The sequence below is a fragment of the Sulfitobacter sp. JL08 genome (genome assembly GCF_003352045.1).
GTDB lineage: Bacteria > Pseudomonadota > Alphaproteobacteria > Rhodobacterales > Rhodobacteraceae > JL08.
This window is the reverse complement of the sequence record NZ_CP025815.1, coordinates 355,651-374,282: the sequence shown is the minus strand read 5'-3', so window position 1 is coordinate 374,282 and position 18,632 is coordinate 355,651. Positions and strand designations below refer to the sequence as shown.

24 protein-coding genes are annotated in these 18,632 nt (G+C 58.7%); 20 read left to right on the top strand and 4 right to left on the bottom strand.

The genetic code is table 11. From position 1 onward, the window contains the following. Positions 1 to 146: 146 nt before the first annotated feature. The 14 genes from ffh to C1J05_RS01800 all read left to right on the top strand — a co-directional run bounded on the left by ffh (position 147) and on the right by C1J05_RS01800 (position 9,318). Complete coding sequence (ffh, locus tag C1J05_RS01860; RefSeq protein ID WP_114868774.1) at positions 147 to 1,643, top strand: signal recognition particle protein; 1,497 nt, start codon at positions 147 to 149, stop codon at positions 1,641 to 1,643. 88 nt (positions 1,644 to 1,731) lie between these two features. Then, positions 1,732 to 2,271, top strand: a complete 540-nt coding sequence (locus tag C1J05_RS01855) for a GNAT family N-acetyltransferase (protein WP_114868773.1) — start codon at positions 1,732 to 1,734, stop codon at positions 2,269 to 2,271. Further along, positions 2,268 to 2,876: a GNAT family N-acetyltransferase gene (locus C1J05_RS01850; protein WP_114868772.1), complete on the top strand. Its 609-nt coding sequence runs from the start codon at positions 2,268 to 2,270 to the stop codon at positions 2,874 to 2,876. The genes C1J05_RS01855 and C1J05_RS01850 overlap by 4 nt, the downstream gene beginning before the upstream one ends. After that, a complete protein-coding gene (locus C1J05_RS01845) occupies positions 2,869 to 3,165 on the top strand; it encodes a chorismate mutase (protein WP_114868771.1) in 297 nt (98 codons plus the stop codon). The genes C1J05_RS01850 and C1J05_RS01845 overlap by 8 nt, the downstream gene beginning before the upstream one ends. Before the next feature lie 41 nt (positions 3,166 to 3,206). Next, positions 3,207 to 3,656: a 30S ribosomal protein S16 gene (gene rpsP / locus C1J05_RS01840; RefSeq protein ID WP_114868770.1), complete on the top strand. Its 450-nt coding sequence runs from the start codon at positions 3,207 to 3,209 to the stop codon at positions 3,654 to 3,656. A gap of 17 nt (positions 3,657 to 3,673) precedes the next feature. After that, entirely contained in the window at positions 3,674 to 4,303 is a 630-nt protein-coding gene (bluB, locus tag C1J05_RS01835; RefSeq protein WP_114868769.1) for a 5,6-dimethylbenzimidazole synthase, read from the top strand. A gap of 10 nt (positions 4,304 to 4,313) precedes the next feature. Continuing rightward, on the top strand, positions 4,314 to 4,457 hold the full coding sequence (locus C1J05_RS21240) for a hypothetical protein (protein WP_162797883.1): 144 nt from the start codon (positions 4,314 to 4,316) through the stop codon (positions 4,455 to 4,457). Further along, complete coding sequence (rimM, locus tag C1J05_RS01830) at positions 4,454 to 4,957, top strand: ribosome maturation factor RimM (protein ID WP_114868768.1); 504 nt, start codon at positions 4,454 to 4,456, stop codon at positions 4,955 to 4,957. The genes C1J05_RS21240 and rimM overlap by 4 nt, the downstream gene beginning before the upstream one ends. 57 nt (positions 4,958 to 5,014) lie before the next feature. Further along, positions 5,015 to 5,809, top strand: coding sequence for a hypothetical protein (locus tag C1J05_RS01825; RefSeq protein WP_114868767.1), 795 nt, complete (start codon positions 5,015 to 5,017; stop codon positions 5,807 to 5,809). After that, positions 5,806 to 6,621, top strand: coding sequence for a tRNA (guanosine(37)-N1)-methyltransferase TrmD (gene trmD, locus C1J05_RS01820; protein WP_114868766.1), 816 nt, complete (start codon positions 5,806 to 5,808; stop codon positions 6,619 to 6,621). The genes C1J05_RS01825 and trmD overlap by 4 nt, the downstream gene beginning before the upstream one ends. Then, positions 6,611 to 7,420: an N-acetyltransferase gene (locus C1J05_RS01815; protein ID WP_114868765.1), complete on the top strand. Its 810-nt coding sequence runs from the start codon at positions 6,611 to 6,613 to the stop codon at positions 7,418 to 7,420. The genes trmD and C1J05_RS01815 overlap by 11 nt, the downstream gene beginning before the upstream one ends. 279 nt (positions 7,421 to 7,699) lie before the next feature. After that, the gene (gene rplS, locus C1J05_RS01810) at positions 7,700 to 8,095 is read left to right on the top strand and encodes a 50S ribosomal protein L19 (protein WP_114868764.1); all 396 of its coding nucleotides are present in this window, start codon (positions 7,700 to 7,702) and stop codon (positions 8,093 to 8,095) included. 11 nt (positions 8,096 to 8,106) lie between these two features. After that, a complete protein-coding gene (gene rpmE / locus C1J05_RS01805; protein ID WP_114868763.1) occupies positions 8,107 to 8,328 on the top strand; it encodes a 50S ribosomal protein L31 in 222 nt (73 codons plus the stop codon). 180 nt (positions 8,329 to 8,508) lie between these two features. Beyond that, positions 8,509 to 9,318: a division plane positioning ATPase MipZ gene (locus C1J05_RS01800; RefSeq protein ID WP_114868762.1), complete on the top strand. Its 810-nt coding sequence runs from the start codon at positions 8,509 to 8,511 to the stop codon at positions 9,316 to 9,318. On the opposite strand, the gene C1J05_RS01795 is transcribed toward C1J05_RS01800, so the two are convergent. After that, positions 9,315 to 9,767 carry a MarR family winged helix-turn-helix transcriptional regulator gene (locus C1J05_RS01795; RefSeq protein ID WP_114868761.1) on the bottom strand — a complete coding sequence of 151 codons (453 nt, stop codon included), beginning with the start codon at positions 9,765 to 9,767 and terminating at the stop codon, positions 9,315 to 9,317. The two genes, C1J05_RS01800 and C1J05_RS01795, sit on opposite strands and share 4 nt — an antisense overlap. 71 nt (positions 9,768 to 9,838) lie before the next feature. Here C1J05_RS01795 and hmgA point away from each other — a divergent pair, with 71 nt between their 5' ends. Together hmgA and fahA are read left to right on the top strand one after the other, a co-directional pair. Beyond that, a complete protein-coding gene (gene hmgA, locus C1J05_RS01790; RefSeq protein WP_114868760.1) occupies positions 9,839 to 11,200 on the top strand; it encodes a homogentisate 1,2-dioxygenase in 1,362 nt (453 codons plus the stop codon). Between the two features lie 214 nt (positions 11,201 to 11,414). Beyond that, positions 11,415 to 12,674 carry a fumarylacetoacetase gene (gene fahA, locus C1J05_RS01785; protein ID WP_114868759.1) on the top strand — a complete coding sequence of 420 codons (1,260 nt, stop codon included), beginning with the start codon at positions 11,415 to 11,417 and terminating at the stop codon, positions 12,672 to 12,674. Between the two features lie 4 nt (positions 12,675 to 12,678). On the opposite strand, the gene C1J05_RS01780 is transcribed toward fahA, so the two are convergent. From C1J05_RS01780 to C1J05_RS01770, 3 genes are read right to left on the bottom strand one after another with little or no spacing between them, the layout of a single operon-like run. Beyond that, positions 12,679 to 13,353: a GntR family transcriptional regulator gene (locus C1J05_RS01780; protein WP_114868758.1), complete on the bottom strand. Its 675-nt coding sequence runs from the start codon at positions 13,351 to 13,353 to the stop codon at positions 12,679 to 12,681. 6 nt (positions 13,354 to 13,359) lie between these two features. Beyond that, positions 13,360 to 14,370, bottom strand: coding sequence for a Gfo/Idh/MocA family protein (locus tag C1J05_RS01775; protein WP_114868757.1), 1,011 nt, complete (start codon positions 14,368 to 14,370; stop codon positions 13,360 to 13,362). After that, complete coding sequence (locus C1J05_RS01770) at positions 14,367 to 15,461, bottom strand: isocitrate/isopropylmalate dehydrogenase family protein (RefSeq protein WP_114868756.1); 1,095 nt, start codon at positions 15,459 to 15,461, stop codon at positions 14,367 to 14,369. The genes C1J05_RS01775 and C1J05_RS01770 overlap by 4 nt, the downstream gene beginning before the upstream one ends. A gap of 133 nt (positions 15,462 to 15,594) precedes the next feature. On the opposite strand from C1J05_RS01770, the gene C1J05_RS01765 reads away from it, so the two are divergent. From C1J05_RS01765 to otnC, 4 genes are read left to right on the top strand one after another with little or no spacing between them, the layout of a single operon-like run. Beyond that, positions 15,595 to 15,885 (top strand): putative quinol monooxygenase, encoded by a 291-nt coding sequence (locus C1J05_RS01765; protein WP_114868755.1) that lies wholly within the window; start codon positions 15,595 to 15,597, stop codon positions 15,883 to 15,885. Next, entirely contained in the window at positions 15,882 to 16,676 is a 795-nt protein-coding gene (locus C1J05_RS01760; RefSeq protein ID WP_114868754.1) for an N-acyl homoserine lactonase family protein, read from the top strand. Before C1J05_RS01765 ends, C1J05_RS01760 begins: the two co-directional genes overlap by 4 nt. Continuing rightward, positions 16,673 to 17,899, top strand: a complete 1,227-nt coding sequence (otnK, locus tag C1J05_RS01755; RefSeq protein ID WP_114868753.1) for a 3-oxo-tetronate kinase — start codon at positions 16,673 to 16,675, stop codon at positions 17,897 to 17,899. Before C1J05_RS01760 ends, otnK begins: the two co-directional genes overlap by 4 nt. Further along, positions 17,896 to 18,540, top strand: a complete 645-nt coding sequence (otnC, locus tag C1J05_RS01750; RefSeq protein WP_114868752.1) for a 3-oxo-tetronate 4-phosphate decarboxylase — start codon at positions 17,896 to 17,898, stop codon at positions 18,538 to 18,540. The genes otnK and otnC overlap by 4 nt, the downstream gene beginning before the upstream one ends. Positions 18,541 to 18,632 lie beyond the last annotated feature (92 nt).

Below are 18,632 nucleotides of genomic sequence, written 5' to 3'. Positions count from 1 at the left end.
ATCCGGAAGCATCAGCCTTCCGGTCCCTTGAGAACAAGGGATCGCCCCCCGTCAGCGCGTTGCGCCCACGGGGGCATTTGTGCATTTAACGCGGGTCCCCTACATCAATAGGGTATTCCGCAACCGACCGAAGGGGGCGATGGCCCATGTTTGAAAACCTATCCGAACGCCTGTCCGGCGTATTTGACCGCCTGACCAAACAGGGTGCGCTGTCGGACGAGGATGTAAAAACAGCTTTGAGAGAGGTGCGCGTCGCCCTGCTGGAAGCGGACGTATCGCTGCCGGTGGCGCGTGATTTCGTCAAGGCGGTGCAGGAAAAGGCGACCGGTCAGGCCGTGACAAAATCAGTCACTCCGGGCCAGCAGGTCGTCAAGATCGTGCACGATGCGCTGATTGACGTGTTGCGCGGCGAAGGCGAACCCGGTGCACTGAAAATCGACAATGCCCCCGCGCCGATCCTGATGGTGGGCCTGCAAGGTTCGGGCAAGACCACGACAACCGCGAAACTGGCCAAACGGCTGAAAGACCGCGATGGTAAACGCGTGCTGATGGCCTCGCTTGATACGAACCGCCCGGCAGCGATGGAACAGCTGGCCATTCTGGGTGTGCAGATCGGTGTGGACACCCTGCCCATCGTCAAGGGCGAAGACCCGGTTGCGATTGCCAAGCGCGCCAAGACCCAGGCCAGCCTTGGGGGCTATGACGTCTATATGCTGGATACGGCGGGCCGGCTGCATATTGATGCGGATCTGATCGCGCAGGCGGCGGCCGTGCGCGATGTGGCCAACCCGCGTGAAACGCTGCTGGTTGTTGATGGTCTGACCGGTCAGGATGCCGTGAACGTTGCCACCGAATTTGACGACAAGATCGGCGTGACCGGCGTTGTCCTGACGCGGATGGACGGCGACGGGCGCGGCGGGGCCGCCCTGTCGATGCGCGCCGTTACAGGCAAGCCGATCAAGTTCGTCGGCCTTGGCGAAAAGATGGATGCGCTGGAGACGTTCGAACCCGAACGTATCGCGGGCCGTATCCTTGGCATGGGCGACATTGTCGCGCTGGTTGAAAAGGCGCAGGACACGCTGGAGGCCGAACAGGCCGAACGCATGATGAAGCGGATGGCCAAGGGCCAGTTCAACATGAACGATCTGCGCATGCAGCTGGAACAGATGATCAAGATGGGCGGCATGCAAGGCATGATGGGCATGATGCCCGGCATGGGGAAAATGGCCAAACAGGTCGAAGAGGCGGGTTTTGACGACAAGGTACTGACCCAACAGATCGCGCTGATCCAGTCGATGACGAAAAAGGAACGCGCCAACCCGCAGATTCTGCAAGCCAGCCGCAAAAAACGCATCGCGCGTGGTGCCGGTCTGGAAGTGAGCGAGTTGAACAAGCTTCTCAAAATGCACCGCCAGATGGGCGACATGATGAAGAAGATGGGCAAAATGGGCAAAGGCGGCATGATGAAACAGGCCATGAAAGGCATGTTTGGCAAAGGCGGCCCCAGCCCCGAAGATATGGCAGCCGGCATGGACCCCAAAGCGCTTGAGGCTGCGGCCCGCCAGATGGGCGGCAAACTGCCCGGTCTGGGTGGCGGCATGGGCCTGCCACCGGGTTTGAGCGGGTTCGGGAAAAAGAAATGATCACCGCTCCTTTTGTTTGTAAATATCCCCGCAGCAAGCGTGCGGCGTTGGCTGTTCCGCACGGCTGCGACCGGAGCTGCGGCCTGTGATGCTGATCCCGACCCTCACCACCGAGCGCCTGATCTTGCGCGCACCCGAAGCGCGCGACATCGCGCCCTTTGCTGCGTTCTATGCCAGCGAGCGATCCCATTTTGTCGGCGGACCGCTGACAGCCGAGGGCAGTTGGCGGATGCTGGCAATGGAAATCGGGCACTGGACGCTCAAAGGTTTCGGGCGCTGGATTGCCGAGACAAGGAACACCGGCGAGGCCGTCGGCCTGATAGGCCTGTTCGAGCCCGAGGGCTGGCCGGAACCGGAAATCGGCTGGGATCTGTTCAACGGTTTCGAAGGCAAGGGCTATGCCACCGAAGCGGGCCACGCCGCGCGGGCCTATGCCTATGACATTCTTGGCTGGCCAACCGCGATAAGCCTTGTGAAACCCGGTAATGACGGCTCGGCCGCTGTGGCAAAGCGGCTGGGCGCATATCCCGATGGCAGCATCACCCATGAACGTCATGGCCCGATGTATGTCTATCGCCACCCTGCGCCGGTCGAACTGGCTGATGGCGGGATCGAGGCTTACTCATGAGCGCCACAGATTTTACCATTCCGGTGATTGAAACCAAACGCCTGATCCTGCGTGGCCCCGAGCCCGAGGATTACCCGGATTTCAAATCGACATTCACCAGCTATCGCGCGCGATTCATGGGCGGGCCGCTGAATGCTTACGAAGCATGGATGCTTTATGCCGCTGAAATCGGCCATTGGCAGATCCGCGGCTTTGGCATGTGGATGATCCACGACAAGAAAACCGATGAAACCTATGGCATGGCAGGTGGCTGGAAACCGGCAAAATGGCCCGAAGCCGAAATCGCATGGGTGATCTGGCCTGAAGCGGTTGGTCAGGGTCTTGCACTGGAAGCGACGCACGCGGCGCGCCGGTATTTCTACAGGAACGGCTGGGACAGCGCGGTCAGCTATATCGATCCCAAGAATCTGGACAGCATCCGTCTGGCCGAACGGCTGGGTGCTGTGAAAGACCCTGATGCGGCTTCGGTAGATGGCAACGACGTTGTGTATCGCCACCCGTCCCCCGCCGCGCTGAACGATACCCAACTGGCCCATGGCATAGATATGGAAATCAGCCATTACGCCGATCCGCTGTTCAAACCGAAAGGCTACGCCATTGACTGACGCCGTATCCCGCGCCGCGATCGTGCTGAAAGAGCACCGCGAAAGCATCGACCGTCTTGATGCCATCCTTGTCTATACTTTGGGCGAGCGGTTCAAGCACACGCAGGCTGTGGGGAAACTCAAAGCCGAACACGACCTTCCCCCGTCCGATCCGACCCGCGAAGCGGCCCAGATCGCACGTTTAGAAGACCTGGCAAAGCGGGCCGATCTGGACCCCGAATTTGCCAAGGCTTTCCTGAACTTCATCATTCAGGAAGTCATCCACCACCATGAAAAACAACAATCCTGACGGGCACCTGCCCGACTGCCATTCCTAAGGAGAAACTCACAATGGCCATGAAAATTCGTCTTGCCCGCGGCGGCTCCAAAAAGCGCCCGTTCTATCGCATTGTTGCGGCTGACAGCCGTATGCCGCGCGATGGTCGCTTTATCGAAAAGCTGGGTACGTATAACCCGCTGCTGCCCAAAGACAGCGAAGAGCGCGTGAAAATGGATATGGAGCGCATACAATACTGGCTGGGTCAGGGCGCACAGCCGACCGACCGGATCGCGCGCATGCTGGAAGCAGCCGGCGTGAAAGAAAAGACCGAGCGTAACAACCCCAACAAAGGCACCCCCGGCGACAAGGCCAAGGCCCGCGCCGAAGAAAAAGCCGAAAAGGCAGCCGCAGCCGAAGAAGCCGCCAAAGCCCCTGTTGAAGAGCCGGAAGTGGTTGAAGAAGCGCCCGCAGAAGAAGCCCCTGCCGAAGAGGCTGCGGCGGAAGACGCCAAAGCGGAATAAGCGGGGCGCGGTCTGGAATGAACAGCTTTTCGCCCGATTTTCAGACCGAACTTGCGCAACTCATGCGGTGGCGGCGCGATGTGCGCCGCTTTCGCACCGATCCCGTGGACGAGGCACTGCTGATGCAGTGCCTCGACGCGTTTTCAATGGCCCCCTCCGTCGGTCTGTCGGAACCCTGGCGCATTGTGCGGGTTGAAAGCGAAACGGCCCGCGCGGCGGCGCTTGCTAATTACCGGTCTGCCAATGCCGCCGCCTTGTCCGGACAAGAGGGTGATCAGGCCGCATCCTATGGTGCTTTGAAATTGTCAGGCATGGCCGAAGCGCCCGTTCAGCTGGCGATTTACTGTGACGAAACAACCCCCAAGGGCAAAGGTCTGGGCGCGGCGAGCATGCCCGAAATGCGCCGCTATTCGGTCGTGGGTGCGATCAACCTGTTCTGGCTGGCCGCACGGGCGCGCGGATTGGGTGTTGGCTGGGTATCGATCCTTGATCCCGACAGAATGACGCGCGATCTTCAGGTTCCGCAAAGCTGGCTGTTGGTGGCCTACCTCTGCGTCGGCTGGCCCGAACAAACCGGCACGGTGCCGGAACTGGAAACCCTGAACTGGGAAAAGCGCCGCGCGCAGCTTCCCATTGAAACCCGATAGGTTCAGCCGGATGTTGCGCCCTGTTAGAACATTGATCATGCTGGTGGCGGTCTTTATGGCTGGCGTTCTGTTCGAACGCAGCCAGAACGGGCAGGCGTGCGACAGGCTGGGCGGGCAATTTGAATCCGGCATTTGCCGGTTGGAGACACAATGACAGAGCTGATCTGTATAGGGGCCATTGCCGGATCTTACGGGGTGAATGGCGCAGTGCGACTGAAAAGCTTTTGCGCGGTGCCGGAAGATATCGGCAGCTATACCCCGCTTTTGTCCGAAGACGGACAAACCGCCTATACCGTCACGCTTGGCCATCCGATCAAGAACGGGTTTACGGCCCAATTGTCGGGTGTGGTCACTAAAGAGCAGGCCGACGCGCTGAAAGGAGCGCGGCTGTTCGCCACCCGCGCGCAATTGCCATCCCTGCCCGATGACGAATTCTATCATGCCGATCTGATCGGGCTAAAGGTGCTGGACACCGGCGGCACGGTTCTGGGCCATGTTAAAACAGTGCTGAACCACGGGGCTGCCGACCTTCTGGAAATCATCCAGCCCGGATCAAGTGCCACGGTGCTGTTGCCCTTTACCAAAGAGGCGGTGCCCACCGTCGATCTTGAATCCGGGCGCATTATCGCGGACCCGCCCGAGGGGCTGTTTTAAGATGGCAAATGCGCGCTGTACAAAGCCGGGAATTCGCGCGCAATCCGGGCCCGGTTGATGCCGCGCCGCATCGTCATTCACATGGGGTTTCACAAAACCGGCACATCGTCGGTCCAGCAGGTGTTGCGTGACAATCGCAAGGCGCTGCGCCCGCATATGCGCAGCCTGCTGCGGTGGGCCTTTTCCGATGTGGTTTCAGCCGCGCGCGGATATTCGATGTGGCGTGATCCGGTGACGCTGCTGAAATTCAACACCCGGTTTGCCCGCGTTCTGGCCGATCTGCCTGCCATGCCCAAGCGTGTGTTGTGCCTGTCTGCCGAAGAACTGGCTGGTCATTTGCCCGGACGTGACGACATGGGTGATTATTCCGCAGCACCCGTTCTGGCCGCCGAAATGGCCGATATTGCACAGGCGCAGTTTCCACGCGCCGAAATCGTGTTTTATCTGTCCACCCGCGCGCCGGACGCTTGGATCGAAAGCGCCTATTGGCAGCATGTCAAATCGTCATCGCTGACGCTTGATTTTGATGCGTTCTGTGCGCGCTATCCGGACGCGGCGACACTGGACAGTACCGTCACCCAGATCGCACACGCCGTGCCTTGCGCCGTGCATCACACCCGGCTTGAGGATACGACGCATCTGCCGCTTGGCCCCGCCACACCTGTCTTGAACCTGTGCGAGGTGCCTGCCGCCACGCAGGCCACACTGACCCACGCGCCCGCAGCCAACACCCGCCCCGACATGGACGTGCTGGCCCGATTGCTGGATGCAAACCGAACGATTACAGATGCAAAGGCGCGCAAACAGGCGAAAGACGCGATTTTGCGTGCAGCCAGGGAGACATCAGAGTGACAAAACCGCCCCGATCCTATGGCCGGAAATCCATTCGCGCCTCGGCGCAACCGCAAGAGTTGATTACCCCGACGCCGGATCTGGCGGGCGTCTGGAAGGCCAAGGTGATCACCCTGTTTCCCACGGCCTTTCCCGGCGTGTTGGGCGAAAGCCTGACTGGCAAGGCGTTACACGACGGATTGTGGCAACTGGAAACGGTTGATTTGCGCCGCTACGGCGAAGGCAAGCACCGCAATGTGGATTACACGCCCGCCGGTGGCGGGGCCGGAATGGTGTTGCGCGCGGATGTTGTCGGGCGCGCGATTGACGACACCCAGAAAACCGCAAAGGGCCGTTGGCCGATCATCTACCTGTCGCCACGCGGCGCGCCGATGACCCAGGCGCTGATGCAGGATTTGGCAGCGGCAGATGGGGTGACGCTGCTGTGCGGGCGGTTTGAAGGCGTCGATGAACGCGTGATCGAACACTACAACATCCAGGAGGTTTCGCTGGGTGATTTCGTTTTGACCGGCGGCGAAATTGCGGCACAGGCGCTGATCGATGCAACGGTGCGGCTGTTGCCCGGTGTTCTGGGCAATCAGGCCTCGACCGAGGAAGAAAGCTTTTCCAACGGATTGCTGGAGCATCCACAATATACCCGCCCCGCCATCTGGAACGGGCGCGAGATACCGGCCATTCTGACATCGGGGGATCATGCCAAGGTGGCCGCATGGCGGCACGATATGTCGAAAAAGCTGACACAGGCGCGTAGGCCAGATCTGTGGGCACGTTACAAAAGCAAACCGGACACGGATCAAAACAATGGTGAATGATCGGTTTTTCGGCACGGAAAGCCAGCAATCGCTGTTGCGGCGGGGCCGTTCGATCTATGATCTTTTTGCCGGGGACGTGCGCGTCAGCTATCACGGGCGCACTGTCGGATTGTTGCGGCCAAGCGCTGAAAGCGGGCCGCTGCTGGATCGTTTGTTCGCTTTGCAAGGCGCCAGCACCTATGCCGATGTCCCGGCCGAGGACGCGGACATTGTCCAATCGGAACTGGAAGCACGCGGCTATTCCATCACACGCTATCAATGCTGGAGTGGTGGCGACACCGTGATCAAAGCCGCCCGAAACATCGTTGCGACATACGCATTGCCCAAGGGCATCACCGCACATTGGATTGACGCGGATGCGCCCGATCTTCATCTTGAACGGCTTGCTGATGTGGCGCTTTGCTGTGGCGTGTTGCCATTGGCCGGTTCAGTTCTGCGCGGGCAACTGAAACCCGGATTGGGCATCGTTGCGCTGGACGAACACGGGCAGGCGGCATCCTGTGCCGCCGCATCAAGTTTTGCCCATCCCGACGACACGATCAGGGGCAGTGAGGCCTGGTGGGGGATGCTGGCCACACACAAGCAGCATCGCGGGAAAAAACTGGCGCTGATTCTGGGGGCGATGGCGCTGCTGAAAATGCATGAGCGGTTTGGGTTTCAGCAGTTCATGACAGGCGTGCAACCCGGAAATACCGCATCCGAGGCGGTCTGCGCCAAAACGGGCTTAAGCCCACAGCCCCGCATCATCCTGACTGCTGTCGATGCAGAGGCCCTGCCCGGCGGGAAATTGACCAGCTAGTTCAGCCACGAACCCGCTTGATCCCGCCCACGCAAACCCCTATACGGCGCAGGTCTGGAATCATTTTGGCTCCGGACGCTTTGGTTTATGGGACCAGGGGATGTGACACGGCGTTCTTCTGCCGCACCATCACAGCCCACGCATCGGCCCCGAATACCAATCGCAAGGAATGACATGTCGATCTCTGGCGGGCGTTACGACGGACCCGATTGAAGACCAAGAGCTCTCGGTGCGCGCAAAACTTCGTGGAACAACCGCGAGCATTTAGGAGAATACGCGATGAATCTGATCGCTCAGCTGGAGGCCGAACAAGTTGCGGCCCTGGGGCATAAAATCCCCGATTTCAAAGCCGGCGACACAATCCGTGTCGGTTTTAAAGTCACCGAAGGCACACGCACCCGTGTGCAGAACTATGAAGGCGTGTGCATCGCACGCAAGGGCGGCAGCGGTATTGCCGGCGCGTTCACAGTTCGCAAAATTTCGTTTGGTGAAGGCGTGGAACGGGTATTCCCGCTGCATTCCACCAACATCGAAAGCATCGAAGTGGTCCGCCGTGGCCGCGTCCGCCGTGCCAAGCTGTACTATCTGCGTGCACGCCGCGGCAAATCGGCCCGTATCGCCGAAGATTCCAACTACAAAGTACTGTCGGACAAAAAGTCCGGCGCATCGGCCTGAGGAACACTGTCATGAAAAAAGACATTCACCCCGATTACCACGATATCAACGTGAAAATGACAGACGGCTCCATCGTTCAAATGCGTTCGACATGGGGCAAGGAAGGCGACACGCTGTCGCTGGATATTGATCCCTCGGCGCACCCGGCATGGACGGGCGGCAGCTCGCGTTTGCTGGATACCGGTGGCCGCGTGTCCAAGTTCAAAAAGAAATACGAAGGTCTGGGATTCTAAGACTCCCGTCGCTTTGCAAGATCAGACGCCGTGCCCATCGGGTGCGGCGTTTTTCATTTGTCTGTCCCTTTGTGTGACAAACCTGCGCAGCAACACGCAATACCTTATCAGTTGTGCTTCCCTTAAGGCGCGGCACAATTTATAGTGGCCAACAATACACCGAAAGGGTGAGGGACAGGCATGGCGCATATCATCGTAGTCGGGAACGAAAAGGGCGGCGCAGGCAAATCCACCGTGTCCATGCACGTGGCCACGGCGCTTGCGCGGATGGGGCACAAGATCAGCGCGCTGGATCTTGATCTGAGGCAACGTACATTCGGGCGCTACATCGAAAACCGCAAAGGGTTTCTGGCCAGTGAAGGTCTGGACCTGCCCAGCCCGGATTGTCACGACCTGCCCGATATTGACAAATCAAGCCTGCGCCCCGGTGAAAACGTCTATGACCACCGCCTGTCGGCAGCCATTGCCGCGCTGGAACCGGACAGTGATTTCATCCTGATCGATTGCCCCGGATCGCATACGCGCCTGTCACAGGTTGCGCATTCGCTGGCCGACACACTGATCACCCCGCTGAACGACAGCTTTGTCGATTTTGATCTGCTCGCCCGTATTGATGTGGGCGGCGAAAAGATACTGGGGCCGTCGGTCTACTCCGAAATGGTCTGGAACGCGCGCCAATTACGCGCCCAGGCTGGGCTGCAACCGCTGGACTGGGTCGTCGTGCGTAACCGCTTGGGTGCGCAGAACATGGTTAACAAGGCCAAGATGGAAAAGGCGATCGACATGCTGGCCAGGCGTATCGGATTTCGCGTGGCGCCCGGCTTTAATGAGCGGGTGATCTTTCGCGAACTGTTCCCGCGCGGTCTGACGCTGCTGGATCTTAAGGATATCGGCGTGAAACAGTTGAACATTTCGAACGTGGCCGCGCGTCAGGAATTGCGCGATCTGGTCAAGGCCCTGAACCTGCCCGGCGTCACGGTTGATTTCTAGGCGTTGTCGCGGGAAGGTCCGTTTGCCAGCCTGATCAAAAGCTGTTTCAGAATTTCCCGTTCCTTGCTAGAAAACGACGCGAGCAATTCCGTTTCGTATTGCTGTGCGATCCCGTTCAAATCCCGGTAAACCGCCTGCCCCCGTTCGGTCAGCGCCAGAATTTCAGATCGTCTGTCGCTTGTGCTGGGGTCACGCCTGAGATAGCGGCGATCAGCCAGTTTCTGCACTGCGCGGCTGATCTTGGTCTTGTGCATTTTTGCGCGATCACAAATGTCTTTTGCCGTCAGCGGGCCATAAACCCCAAGATGGAACAGCACCCGCCATTCCGCACGCAACATGCCACAGCGGTTTTTGTAAACCTGCTGGAACGACAGGCTGCTTGCCTCGGCCGCCTGGTTCAGCAGATAAGGCAGGAAAAGGTGCAGATCAAAATCCTGATTTTGGGCCATGTGCACTCCGTTTCCTTGTTAGTTACAAAAACAACTATTACAGGTGCAACCTGTTTCAGAAAGGATACGTGATGAACCGACAGTCAGATGCGCATGATTTCGTTCAGGCCGACGCACCCGTCGGCACCACCGAAGGCTATATGCCAGGGTTCGGAAACGATTTCGAAACCGAGGCGTTGCCCGGCGCCCTGCCCCAGGGCATGAACAGCCCGCAAAAATGCAATTACGGCCTTTACGGCGAACAGTTGAGCGGCACAGCATTTACCGCCCCTTCGCACCAGAACGAACGCACATGGTGCTATCGTATCCGCCCGTCCGTGAAGCATTCAAACCGGTATTCAAAAATCGATCTGCCCTATTGGAAATCGGCCCCAAATGTAGACCCCGATGTTATTTCGCTGGGCCAGTATCGCTGGGATCCGGTGCCACACGCGGGTGAAAACCTGACCTGGCTGACCGGCATGCGCACGATGACAACGGCGGGCGATGTGAACACGCAGGTGGGGATGGCAAGCCACGTCTATCTGGTCACGCAATCCATGAAAGACGCCTATTTTTATTCGGCCGATTCCGAAACGCTGGTGATCCCGCAAGAGGGACGTCTGCGGTTTTGCACGGAACTGGGTATCATTGATCTGGAACCCAAGGAGATCGCCATTCTGCCGCGGGGCCTGCTCTACCGGGTCGAAGTGCTGGAAGGCCCGGCGCGCGGGTTTGTATGTGAAAACTACGGCCAGAAATTCCAACTGCCCGGGCGCGGCCCGATTGGCGCGAACTGCATGGCAAACCGGCGAGATTTCAAAACGCCCGTCGCCGCGTTCGAAGATCGCGAAGCACCCAGCACCGTGACGATCAAATGGTGCGGACAGTTTCACGAAACCCGGATCGGCCACAGCCCGCTGGATGTGGTTGCATGGCATGGCAATTATGCCCCCTGCAAATACGATCTGCGCACTTATTGCCCTGTCGGTGCGATCCTGTTTGATCACCCCGATCCGTCGATTTTTACCGTCCTCACCGCCCCGTCAGGGCAGGAAGGCACCGCCAATATCGATTTCGTGCTGTTTCGCGAACGCTGGATGGTCGCCGAAAATACGTTCCGCCCGCCGTGGTATCACAAGAACATCATGTCCGAACTGATGGGCAATATCTATGGCCAGTACGATGCCAAACCCCAGGGTTTCATCCCCGGCGGGCTGAGCCTGCACAACATGATGCTGCCACACGGCCCCGACCGGCAGGCGTTTGAAGGTGCTTCAAACGCGACGCTGGAGGCGGAAAAGCTCGACAATACCATGTCGTTCATGCTGGAAACCCGGTTTCCCCAGCATCTGACCCGATTTGCCGCGCAAGAGGCCCCTTTGCAGGATGATTACATCGATTGCTGGGCCGACCTTGAAAAGAAATTTGACGGAACACCCGGCAAGAAGTGAAACAAGAAATGACGTGGCGGCCCCGCCTGCAATCGTGTTTAAAGGACCAAGTGTTGAGTGTTTCAAAAACTGACGGGGCCTTATGTCACCTGCTTTGATCGACTTGCTGTTCTGGATCGCGGTATTTGCCGTTCTGTTTTTTGCGCTGCGCTGGTTACAGTCGCGGCGCAAGGACAAAGACGAATAGCGTTCAAATCTGCACAAGAGGCCGCACATGCCACTGCTGAAATCGTGGGTTGAAACCGCCAACAGCGCAGACAGTCCGTTTCCCCTGAACAACCTGCCCTGCGGCGTATTTTCGACCGCCGACAGCGATGCACGCTGCGGCGTGGCCATCGGCGATCAGATCGTTGATCTGGCCGCACTGGAAGATGCGGGGCTTGTCAGCGTTGGCGAAACACCGGTGTTCGATCTGCCGTTCTGGAATGATTTCATGGATCTGGGCGCGGATGCGTGGGCTGAATTGCGCAGCTGTTTGATCACCCTGCTTTCGGCGGGTTCAAAAGACCAGACCACGGTCGCGCGTCATCTGGTGGCGATGGACGGCGCGCAAATGCACATGCCCATCGCCGTTTCCGAATTCACTGATTTCTACGCCAGCCGTCACCATGCCACCAATGTCGGCACGATGTTTCGCGGCGCGGACAATGCGCTGCCACCCAACTGGCTGCATATTCCCATCGGGTATAATGGTCGCGCCAGCACGGTTGTGATCAGCGGTACAGACATCATCCGCCCCAATGGCCAGACCAAAGCACCGGATGCGGACACGCCGGTTTTCGGCCCGTGCAAGCGGCTGGATTTCGAACTGGAACTGGGCGCAATCGTAGGCACGTCAACGCCAATGGGCCAGATGATTTCCGTGGCCGAAGCGGACCAGATGATATTCGGCTATGTGTTGCTGAACGACTGGTCGGCGCGCGATATTCAGGCGTGGGAATATCAACCGCTTGGTCCGTTTCAGGCCAAGGCGTTTGCCACCACGATCAGCCCGTGGATCGTTACACGCGCCGCGCTGGAACCGTTCCGCACCTATGGCCCGCCCCGAGACACGGCGCTGCTGCCCTATCTTCAGGAACCCGGCCCGATGTTGTACGATATTGATCTTGAAGTACAAATTCAGCCACTAGAAGCACCAATGCCGACGACGATTTGCGCGACCAACTATAATCAGATGTATTATTCCGCTGCCCAGCAACTGGCACATCACGCTTCGTCCGGCTGCACGATGAATTCCGGCGATCTTTTGGGATCGGGCACGATTTCCGGCCCCACACGCGAGACATGCGGATCCTTGCTGGAACTCAGTTGGGGTGGACAGGAACCGCTGGCGCTGAATACCGGAGAGGTGCGCAGCTTTATCGAGGACGGGGATACAATCACACTGTCCGGTCATGCGCAGGGCGACGGGTACAGGATCGGGTTTGGACAGTGCAGCGGAGCCGTAAAGTCGGCGCTGCCATTGACACGCTAAGGTTTTACACCCGTTTCAACCCGAATTGTTTCAGCAGCGACACCATCATCTGTTGCGCCTGTGCCCGGTGGCTGTGGTGGATCGCGCGCGCAGCGTCTGCATCACCGCGCGCGATGGCATCGTATAGGGCGCGGTGATCGTGGTTGGATTGATGCGGCATCGGGCGCATATGCAGCGTCATGGCGCGCGCGCGGCGCACCTGATCGTTGTACATCGCCACAATGCTCTGGATACGGCTGTTGCCGCCCAGCGCCACCAACTCGTCATGGAACGCGGCGTCCGCCGTGGCCCATGCTTCGCGATCTTCTGCGCGCAGCGCAGCTTCCATTTGGTCGATACTGCCAGCCAGTTGCGACAACTGACTGCGTGATAAACCGGCCTTGGCGGCACGATAGGCCGATACGCTTTCCAACTCGGTCAGCACCTCGTATATTTCGGCCATATCATCGGGCGACAGCGCCTGAATGCGCACACCTTTACGTGCCCGCACCTCCAGCAGACCCTGAGCTTCCAGCAACAGCGTCGCTTCGCGTACGGGCGTGCGCGACATGCCCAGACGTTGTGCCAGTTCCTGTTCCAGATGATCGGTTCCTGCCGCCAGATCGCCACTAAAGATCAAAGCGCGCATATCCTCGACTGCGCGTTGGGTCTGGGATTTCGGCTTTGTGCTGTCCGTCATATCTCATCACACCTCGATCTTGCGCCATTCGTGCGCGGACCGGTATATCGCCTCTTCCACCTCGATCACATTGAGATAATCGGCAGCCGTGTTTTCCAGCGGACGGCCGTGCAGCAATCCGGCGATAACATGCGCCTGCAATGCATGAACGCAATCACCGGCAAAACCGGCCCAGTCTTCCGGCTCCAGGATACATCGTTGCTGTATTTCACCGAAGACTCTGTGATGCACTGCGCCAGTGCCGCTAAGTGTCAGCGTTCCCCTGGTGCCTTCCACCAGGGCTTCGCCCAGTGTCATGCGGTGGTTTTCTGCCGCGTGATCCAGATGACGGTTGCCGTCAAACAGGGCACGCACGCCACCGGGGAAATCGAAAATCACATATCCTGCGTCTTCCCCTGCAATAGCCAGATTCATCCGCCGAAGATCGGCATAAACGGCCTGTGCGGGGCCTAGCAGATATTGGAACGTATCAATCCAGTGCACGGCTGTTTCATGCACCAGAAGGCGGGGCATCGTCTGGAAATAAGGCTGGCGATCCAGATAGGCCTGTGGCCCCTGCCCATCACCGGTGCGCAGGCGGAACGTGATCTGATGCACGGTGCCAATGGCATCGCTGTCGATCTGGTTCCTGATCAGACGGTACCACGGCTGGAAACGGAAATTTTCATGAATGATCAACGGCACGTTCGCCTGCGCGGCCAGCGCCTTGGCATTGCGCGCCTGATCCAGCGAAGAGCAGAACGGTTTCTGGCAGATGATCGCGGCAATCCCGTGATCCAGCGCGGTTTTGATTGCATCCAGATGGGTTTCGGGCGGCGTGATGATATCCAGAAGATCGGGGCTGGTCGCTTTCAGCATCGCAGGCAAAGTCGGATAGGCGGGCGCACCGGTTTCACCCGCCTTGACAAGGTTCGTGTCTGCTACACCGACCAGATCGGTCTCGGGCAATCTGCGCCAGGCGTCATAGTGGAACCGGCTGAAATATCCCGCTCCCAGACCTGCAACGCGGAGTTTCATCGGCTGGCCCGCAGCGCGTTCAGAACTGCCGCTGCCGCTTCTTGTGTTGTGGCGGTCCCACCCAGATCGCGCGTGGTCTTGACGCCATCCGCCACCACACGATCCACTGCGCGTTCCAGCGATTTCGCATCCCTCACCATCGCGGGATTGTTGTGTTTGGTACCCAGCCAATCCAGCATCATCGCCCCGGACAACAGCATAGCGAACGGATTGGCGATCCCCTGCGTCGCGATATCGGGCGCGGATCCATGGCAGGGCTGGAACACGGCGTTTTCATCACCGATATCGGCTGACGGTGCCATGCCCAATCCCCCCATTAATCCCGCTCCCAGATCAGACAGGATATCCCCGAACATGTTTTCCGTGACCATCACATCGAAAACCCACGGCTTTTCGACCATCCAAAGCGCCGTTGCATCGACATAGGCGTGATCGGCCACAATGTCGGGAAAGGCTTTGGCCTCACCATCGAAAATTTCGCGGAAAAAGGCAAAGGCGCGGAACACGTTGGCCTTGTCCACACAGGTTACACGTCCCGCGCCAAGCCCGCTGGCCTTGCGCTTTTGCGCAAGATCGAATGCAAATCGGAACAGTTTCTCGCTGGTGTGGCGGGTAATGCGCAGGGTCTCGCGGGCCTCGTCCTGTTCGACCTCGCCGCAGCCTTGTGTGTGAAACAGGCCTTCTGTGCTTTCCCGGATCAGCACGAAATCAACCGGCTGGCCGCCTTCCAGCTTCAGCGGGGTACGCTGGCCCGGCAGAATGCGGACAGGGCGGACACCGGCATAAAGATCAAGCGCCTTACGGATTTCGATTTGTGGCGAAATTTCGGTTCCATCCGCGTACCGCACCGATGGCAAGCCCATTGCAGACAATAGGATTGCATCCGATCTGCGCGCGATCTTCATCGACGCCGCAGGCAGCGCTTCGCCGGTTTTCGCATAATGCGCTGCACCTGCCGCCGCAGACACAAAGGTGAACCCGTAATCGCCTGCATCCGTCGCCAGCGCGTTCAGGATATCAAGGGTCGGGCGGGTGATTTCAGGGCCGATCCCGTCCCCTTCGAAAACGGCAATTTCAAACTGGCTGACCATAACATCCTGACTTTCCGGGTCGCAGACCCACCTGCGGATTTGACGCGTGATGAAACGCTTGTTATCAGAATATTAATGTATACGCTAATTGATACGCAAGTTTCATTTTGCCCAACCGGGGAGACATGCAAGAATGTTTGCAGTGACTGTCATCTTTGACATCCACACCGAAGAGATGGACCGGTTCATGCCGCTGATGCTGGAAAACGCCACCCTGTCCCTGCATGGCGAGGCAGGGTGCCATCAATTTGATGTCTGCACCGATCCCTGCCGCCCGAACGAGGTTTTTCTGTACGAGCTTTATACCGACGCTGCCGCGTTCGACGTGCATTTGCGGTCGGACCATTTCAAACGCTTTACCGCAGAGACCGCGCCGATGATCGCAGCCAAAAAGGTGCGGACCTACAGGGCTGTCCAACAATGAACTGGACTGTCCACGCCCTGAAATATGCTGAACGTAACACCCGCACCCGCGCCGACAGCTTTATCTTTGATGACAATCATGATGCGCCTCATGCGATGGATTATTTCATCTGGGTGCTCCGACGCGGCGACGAGGTTATCCTTGTCGATACCGGTTATGACGCCGCCGAAGCCAAACGGCGCAACCGCCCGATCCTGCGCGAACCAGGCGCCGCATTGCAAGGAATAGGCCTGCGCCCCGAAGACATTACGACGCTGGTCATCACTCATCTGCACTATGATCATGCGGGCGGCTTTGCCCAGTTTCCCAACGCAACCATCCACTTGCAAGCAGCCGAAATGGCCTATGCCACCGGTCCGTGCATGTGCCACGAGACATTGCGCATGCCATTCACTGCCGATCATGTGTGTGATGCCATCAAACGTGTCTATTCGGGACGGGCCGTGTTTCACGATGGCGATGGGCAGATTGCGGATGGCGTTACCGTGCATTGTCTGGGGGGCCATTCCCGCGGGCTTCAGGCTGTGCGTGTGCAGACCGATGCCGGCTGGCTGTGTCTGGCATCGGACGCCGCGCATTATTATGAAAACGTCTTACTGCAAAAACCGTTCCCTATCGTGGTGGACATCGAAAACATGTTGCAGGGGTTTGCCCGCCTGAAAAAACTGGCCAGCACAGATGGTCTGATTATTCCGGGTCATGATCCACTGGTGCGCGACTGTTTTCCGGTGGACGGGCCGGAATACGCGTTCCGGCTGGATCAGGGGCCGAAAAAGGCAATTCCGTTTTGAAGCTGGGTGTGATCGCAGATGATTTTACCGGCGCGTCCGACATCGCGCTTACGCTGGCCGAAGGCGGCATGACCGTCAGCCAGTTTGTCGGGGTTCCCGCAACTGCCGCGTTGTCCTTTGATGCCGGTGTTATCTCTCTCAAATCCCGCACCGCGCCAAAGACCGAGGCTGTAGCGCAATCATTGGCGGCGGGCCGATGGTTGCTGGCGCAGGGCTGTACGCAGATTGTTTTCAAGGTCTGTTCAACCTTTGATTCCACAGACGACGGCAACATCGGGCCGGTGATCGAGGCACTGGCCGATCTCACTGGCGAAACGCGTGTGCTCGTTTGCCCTGCCTTTCCGGAAAACGGGCGCAGTGTCTATCAGGGGCATTTGTTTGTGGGCGATCACCCGCTGCATGAAAGCGGCATGCAGCATCATCCGCTGACCCCGATGACCGATCCCGATCTGCGCCGCGTTCTACAGCGCCAAACCAACTGGAATGTTGATCACATTGACGCCCGCACTGTGTTTCAGGGGACGGATGCGATCACAGCGCGCAATCAGGGCGCAAAGGCAATGGTGATTGTCGATGCAATCCGGGATTCGGACCTTATCGCCATTGGTACGAGTGCGCGTGACCGTTTCCTTTTATGTGGCGGGTCCGGCATCGCACTGGGCCTGCCAGCGAATTTCGGCATCACCCGCCATTCAATCGACTGGCAAGGTGCCAAGGGGCGCGGTGTGGTTTTGTCAGGGTCCTGTTCGGCCGCGACGCGCGCGCAAGTGGCGTTTTTCAAGGAACGCGCCCCGTTTCAGGAAATCATCGCTGCCTCTGTCATGGACGGCACGCAGACGGCACAGGGGATCGCAGAATGGGTCTTGGCGCAAGATGCTGCGCCGCTGGTCTATTCCTCGGCGGACCCCGAGGCGGTGCGGGCGGCGCAGGTGACATACGAGAAGGATGTGATTGCCGCAAAGATCGAAGACCTGTTCCGCGAATTATCCCGAATACTGGCCAAAAAAGGGGTAACACGCATCGTTTCGGCGGGTGGGGAAACCTCGGGCGCTGTGATTGCCGGACTGGGCGCCAAGGTATTGCACATCGGCCCGCGAATCGCGCCCGGCGTACCTGCCCTGAAAATAGCGGGCCAGAATATGGCGGTCGCGCTGAAATCCGGTAATTTTGGCGATGAACAGTTTTTTCAGACCGCGCTTGACCAGCTAGAGGCAAAAGCATGACAGAAGAAACCGCCGCCCGGGACGACATGGCACGTTGGGCCAAATCCATGTTTGATCGCGGCCTGACGGGGGGATCGTCAGGCAATATTTCCGTGCGTCTCGACAACGGATCGGTTCTGGTTACACCCACCGGAACCTCAATGGGGTTTCTTGATCCGGCACGCATCAGCCATCTGGACCCAACGGGGCGACTGCTGTCAGGCGATGCCCCCACCAAGGAACTGGCGCTGCATGATGCGTTTTACCAGACACGCACGGGCACGGGCGCTGTGGTGCACCTGCATTCCTGTCATGCGGTAGCCCTTTCGGCCCTGCCGGATGTGGACCCCGAAAACGTTCTTCCACCCATCACGGCCTATGGCATCATGAAACTGGGGAAGGTCAGGTTGCTGCCGTTTTTCATGCCGGGCGATCCGGCAATGGGCGAGGCTGTGCGCGGCCTTGCAGGAAAACGCAGTGCTGTCTTGCTGGCCAATCACGGCCCAGTGGTGGCAGGCAAGGATCTGGACGCCGCCGTCTATGCGATGGAAGAACTGGAAGAAACCGCCAAACTGACGCTGATGTGCCGCAACATGTCACCCAATCTGTTGAATGATGCGCAGATTCAGGCCCTTGTGCGCAAATTCGATGTCGACTGGTAGCACTGGTTTTTCTTCAGCAATTCTGCCGCGGGATTGCCAGTTGCGTTACGAAAGGCCATCACAGGGAAACGACCCGAATACAGCAGTTGCGC

Excerpts from the sequence above, each read along its gene's own strand:
- C1J05_RS01800 (WP_114868762.1), top strand. The coding sequence starts at position 8,509 with ATGGCGCATATCATCGTAGTCGGGAACGAAAAGGGCGGCGCAGGCAAA.
- ffh (WP_114868774.1), top strand. The coding sequence starts at position 147 with ATGTTTGAAAACCTATCCGAACGCCTGTCCGGCGTATTTGACCGCCTG.
- C1J05_RS01775 (WP_114868757.1), bottom strand. The coding sequence starts at position 14,370 with ATGAAACTCCGCGTTGCAGGTCTGGGAGCGGGATATTTCAGCCGGTTC.
- rplS (WP_114868764.1), top strand. The coding sequence starts at position 7,700 with ATGAATCTGATCGCTCAGCTGGAGGCCGAACAAGTTGCGGCCCTGGGG.
- C1J05_RS01795 (WP_114868761.1), bottom strand. The coding sequence starts at position 9,767 with ATGGCCCAAAATCAGGATTTTGATCTGCACCTTTTCCTGCCTTATCTG.
- rpsP (WP_114868770.1), top strand. The coding sequence starts at position 3,207 with ATGGCCATGAAAATTCGTCTTGCCCGCGGCGGCTCCAAAAAGCGCCCG.
- C1J05_RS01770 (WP_114868756.1), bottom strand. The coding sequence starts at position 15,461 with ATGGTCAGCCAGTTTGAAATTGCCGTTTTCGAAGGGGACGGGATCGGC.
- rimM (WP_114868768.1), top strand. The coding sequence starts at position 4,454 with ATGACAGAGCTGATCTGTATAGGGGCCATTGCCGGATCTTACGGGGTG.
- C1J05_RS01825 (WP_114868767.1), top strand. The coding sequence starts at position 5,015 with ATGCCGCGCCGCATCGTCATTCACATGGGGTTTCACAAAACCGGCACA.
- hmgA (WP_114868760.1), top strand. The coding sequence starts at position 9,839 with ATGAACCGACAGTCAGATGCGCATGATTTCGTTCAGGCCGACGCACCC.
- fahA (WP_114868759.1), top strand. The coding sequence starts at position 11,415 with ATGCCACTGCTGAAATCGTGGGTTGAAACCGCCAACAGCGCAGACAGT.
- bluB (WP_114868769.1), top strand. The coding sequence starts at position 3,674 with ATGAACAGCTTTTCGCCCGATTTTCAGACCGAACTTGCGCAACTCATG.
- C1J05_RS01815 (WP_114868765.1), top strand. The coding sequence starts at position 6,611 with ATGGTGAATGATCGGTTTTTCGGCACGGAAAGCCAGCAATCGCTGTTG.
- C1J05_RS21240 (WP_162797883.1), top strand. The coding sequence starts at position 4,314 with ATGTTGCGCCCTGTTAGAACATTGATCATGCTGGTGGCGGTCTTTATG.
- C1J05_RS01760 (WP_114868754.1), top strand. The coding sequence starts at position 15,882 with ATGAACTGGACTGTCCACGCCCTGAAATATGCTGAACGTAACACCCGC.
- C1J05_RS01855 (WP_114868773.1), top strand. The coding sequence starts at position 1,732 with ATGCTGATCCCGACCCTCACCACCGAGCGCCTGATCTTGCGCGCACCC.
- C1J05_RS01780 (WP_114868758.1), bottom strand. The coding sequence starts at position 13,353 with ATGACGGACAGCACAAAGCCGAAATCCCAGACCCAACGCGCAGTCGAG.
- C1J05_RS01850 (WP_114868772.1), top strand. The coding sequence starts at position 2,268 with ATGAGCGCCACAGATTTTACCATTCCGGTGATTGAAACCAAACGCCTG.
- C1J05_RS01765 (WP_114868755.1), top strand. The coding sequence starts at position 15,595 with ATGTTTGCAGTGACTGTCATCTTTGACATCCACACCGAAGAGATGGAC.
- otnC (WP_114868752.1), top strand. The coding sequence starts at position 17,896 with ATGACAGAAGAAACCGCCGCCCGGGACGACATGGCACGTTGGGCCAAA.
- rpmE (WP_114868763.1), top strand. The coding sequence starts at position 8,107 with ATGAAAAAAGACATTCACCCCGATTACCACGATATCAACGTGAAAATG.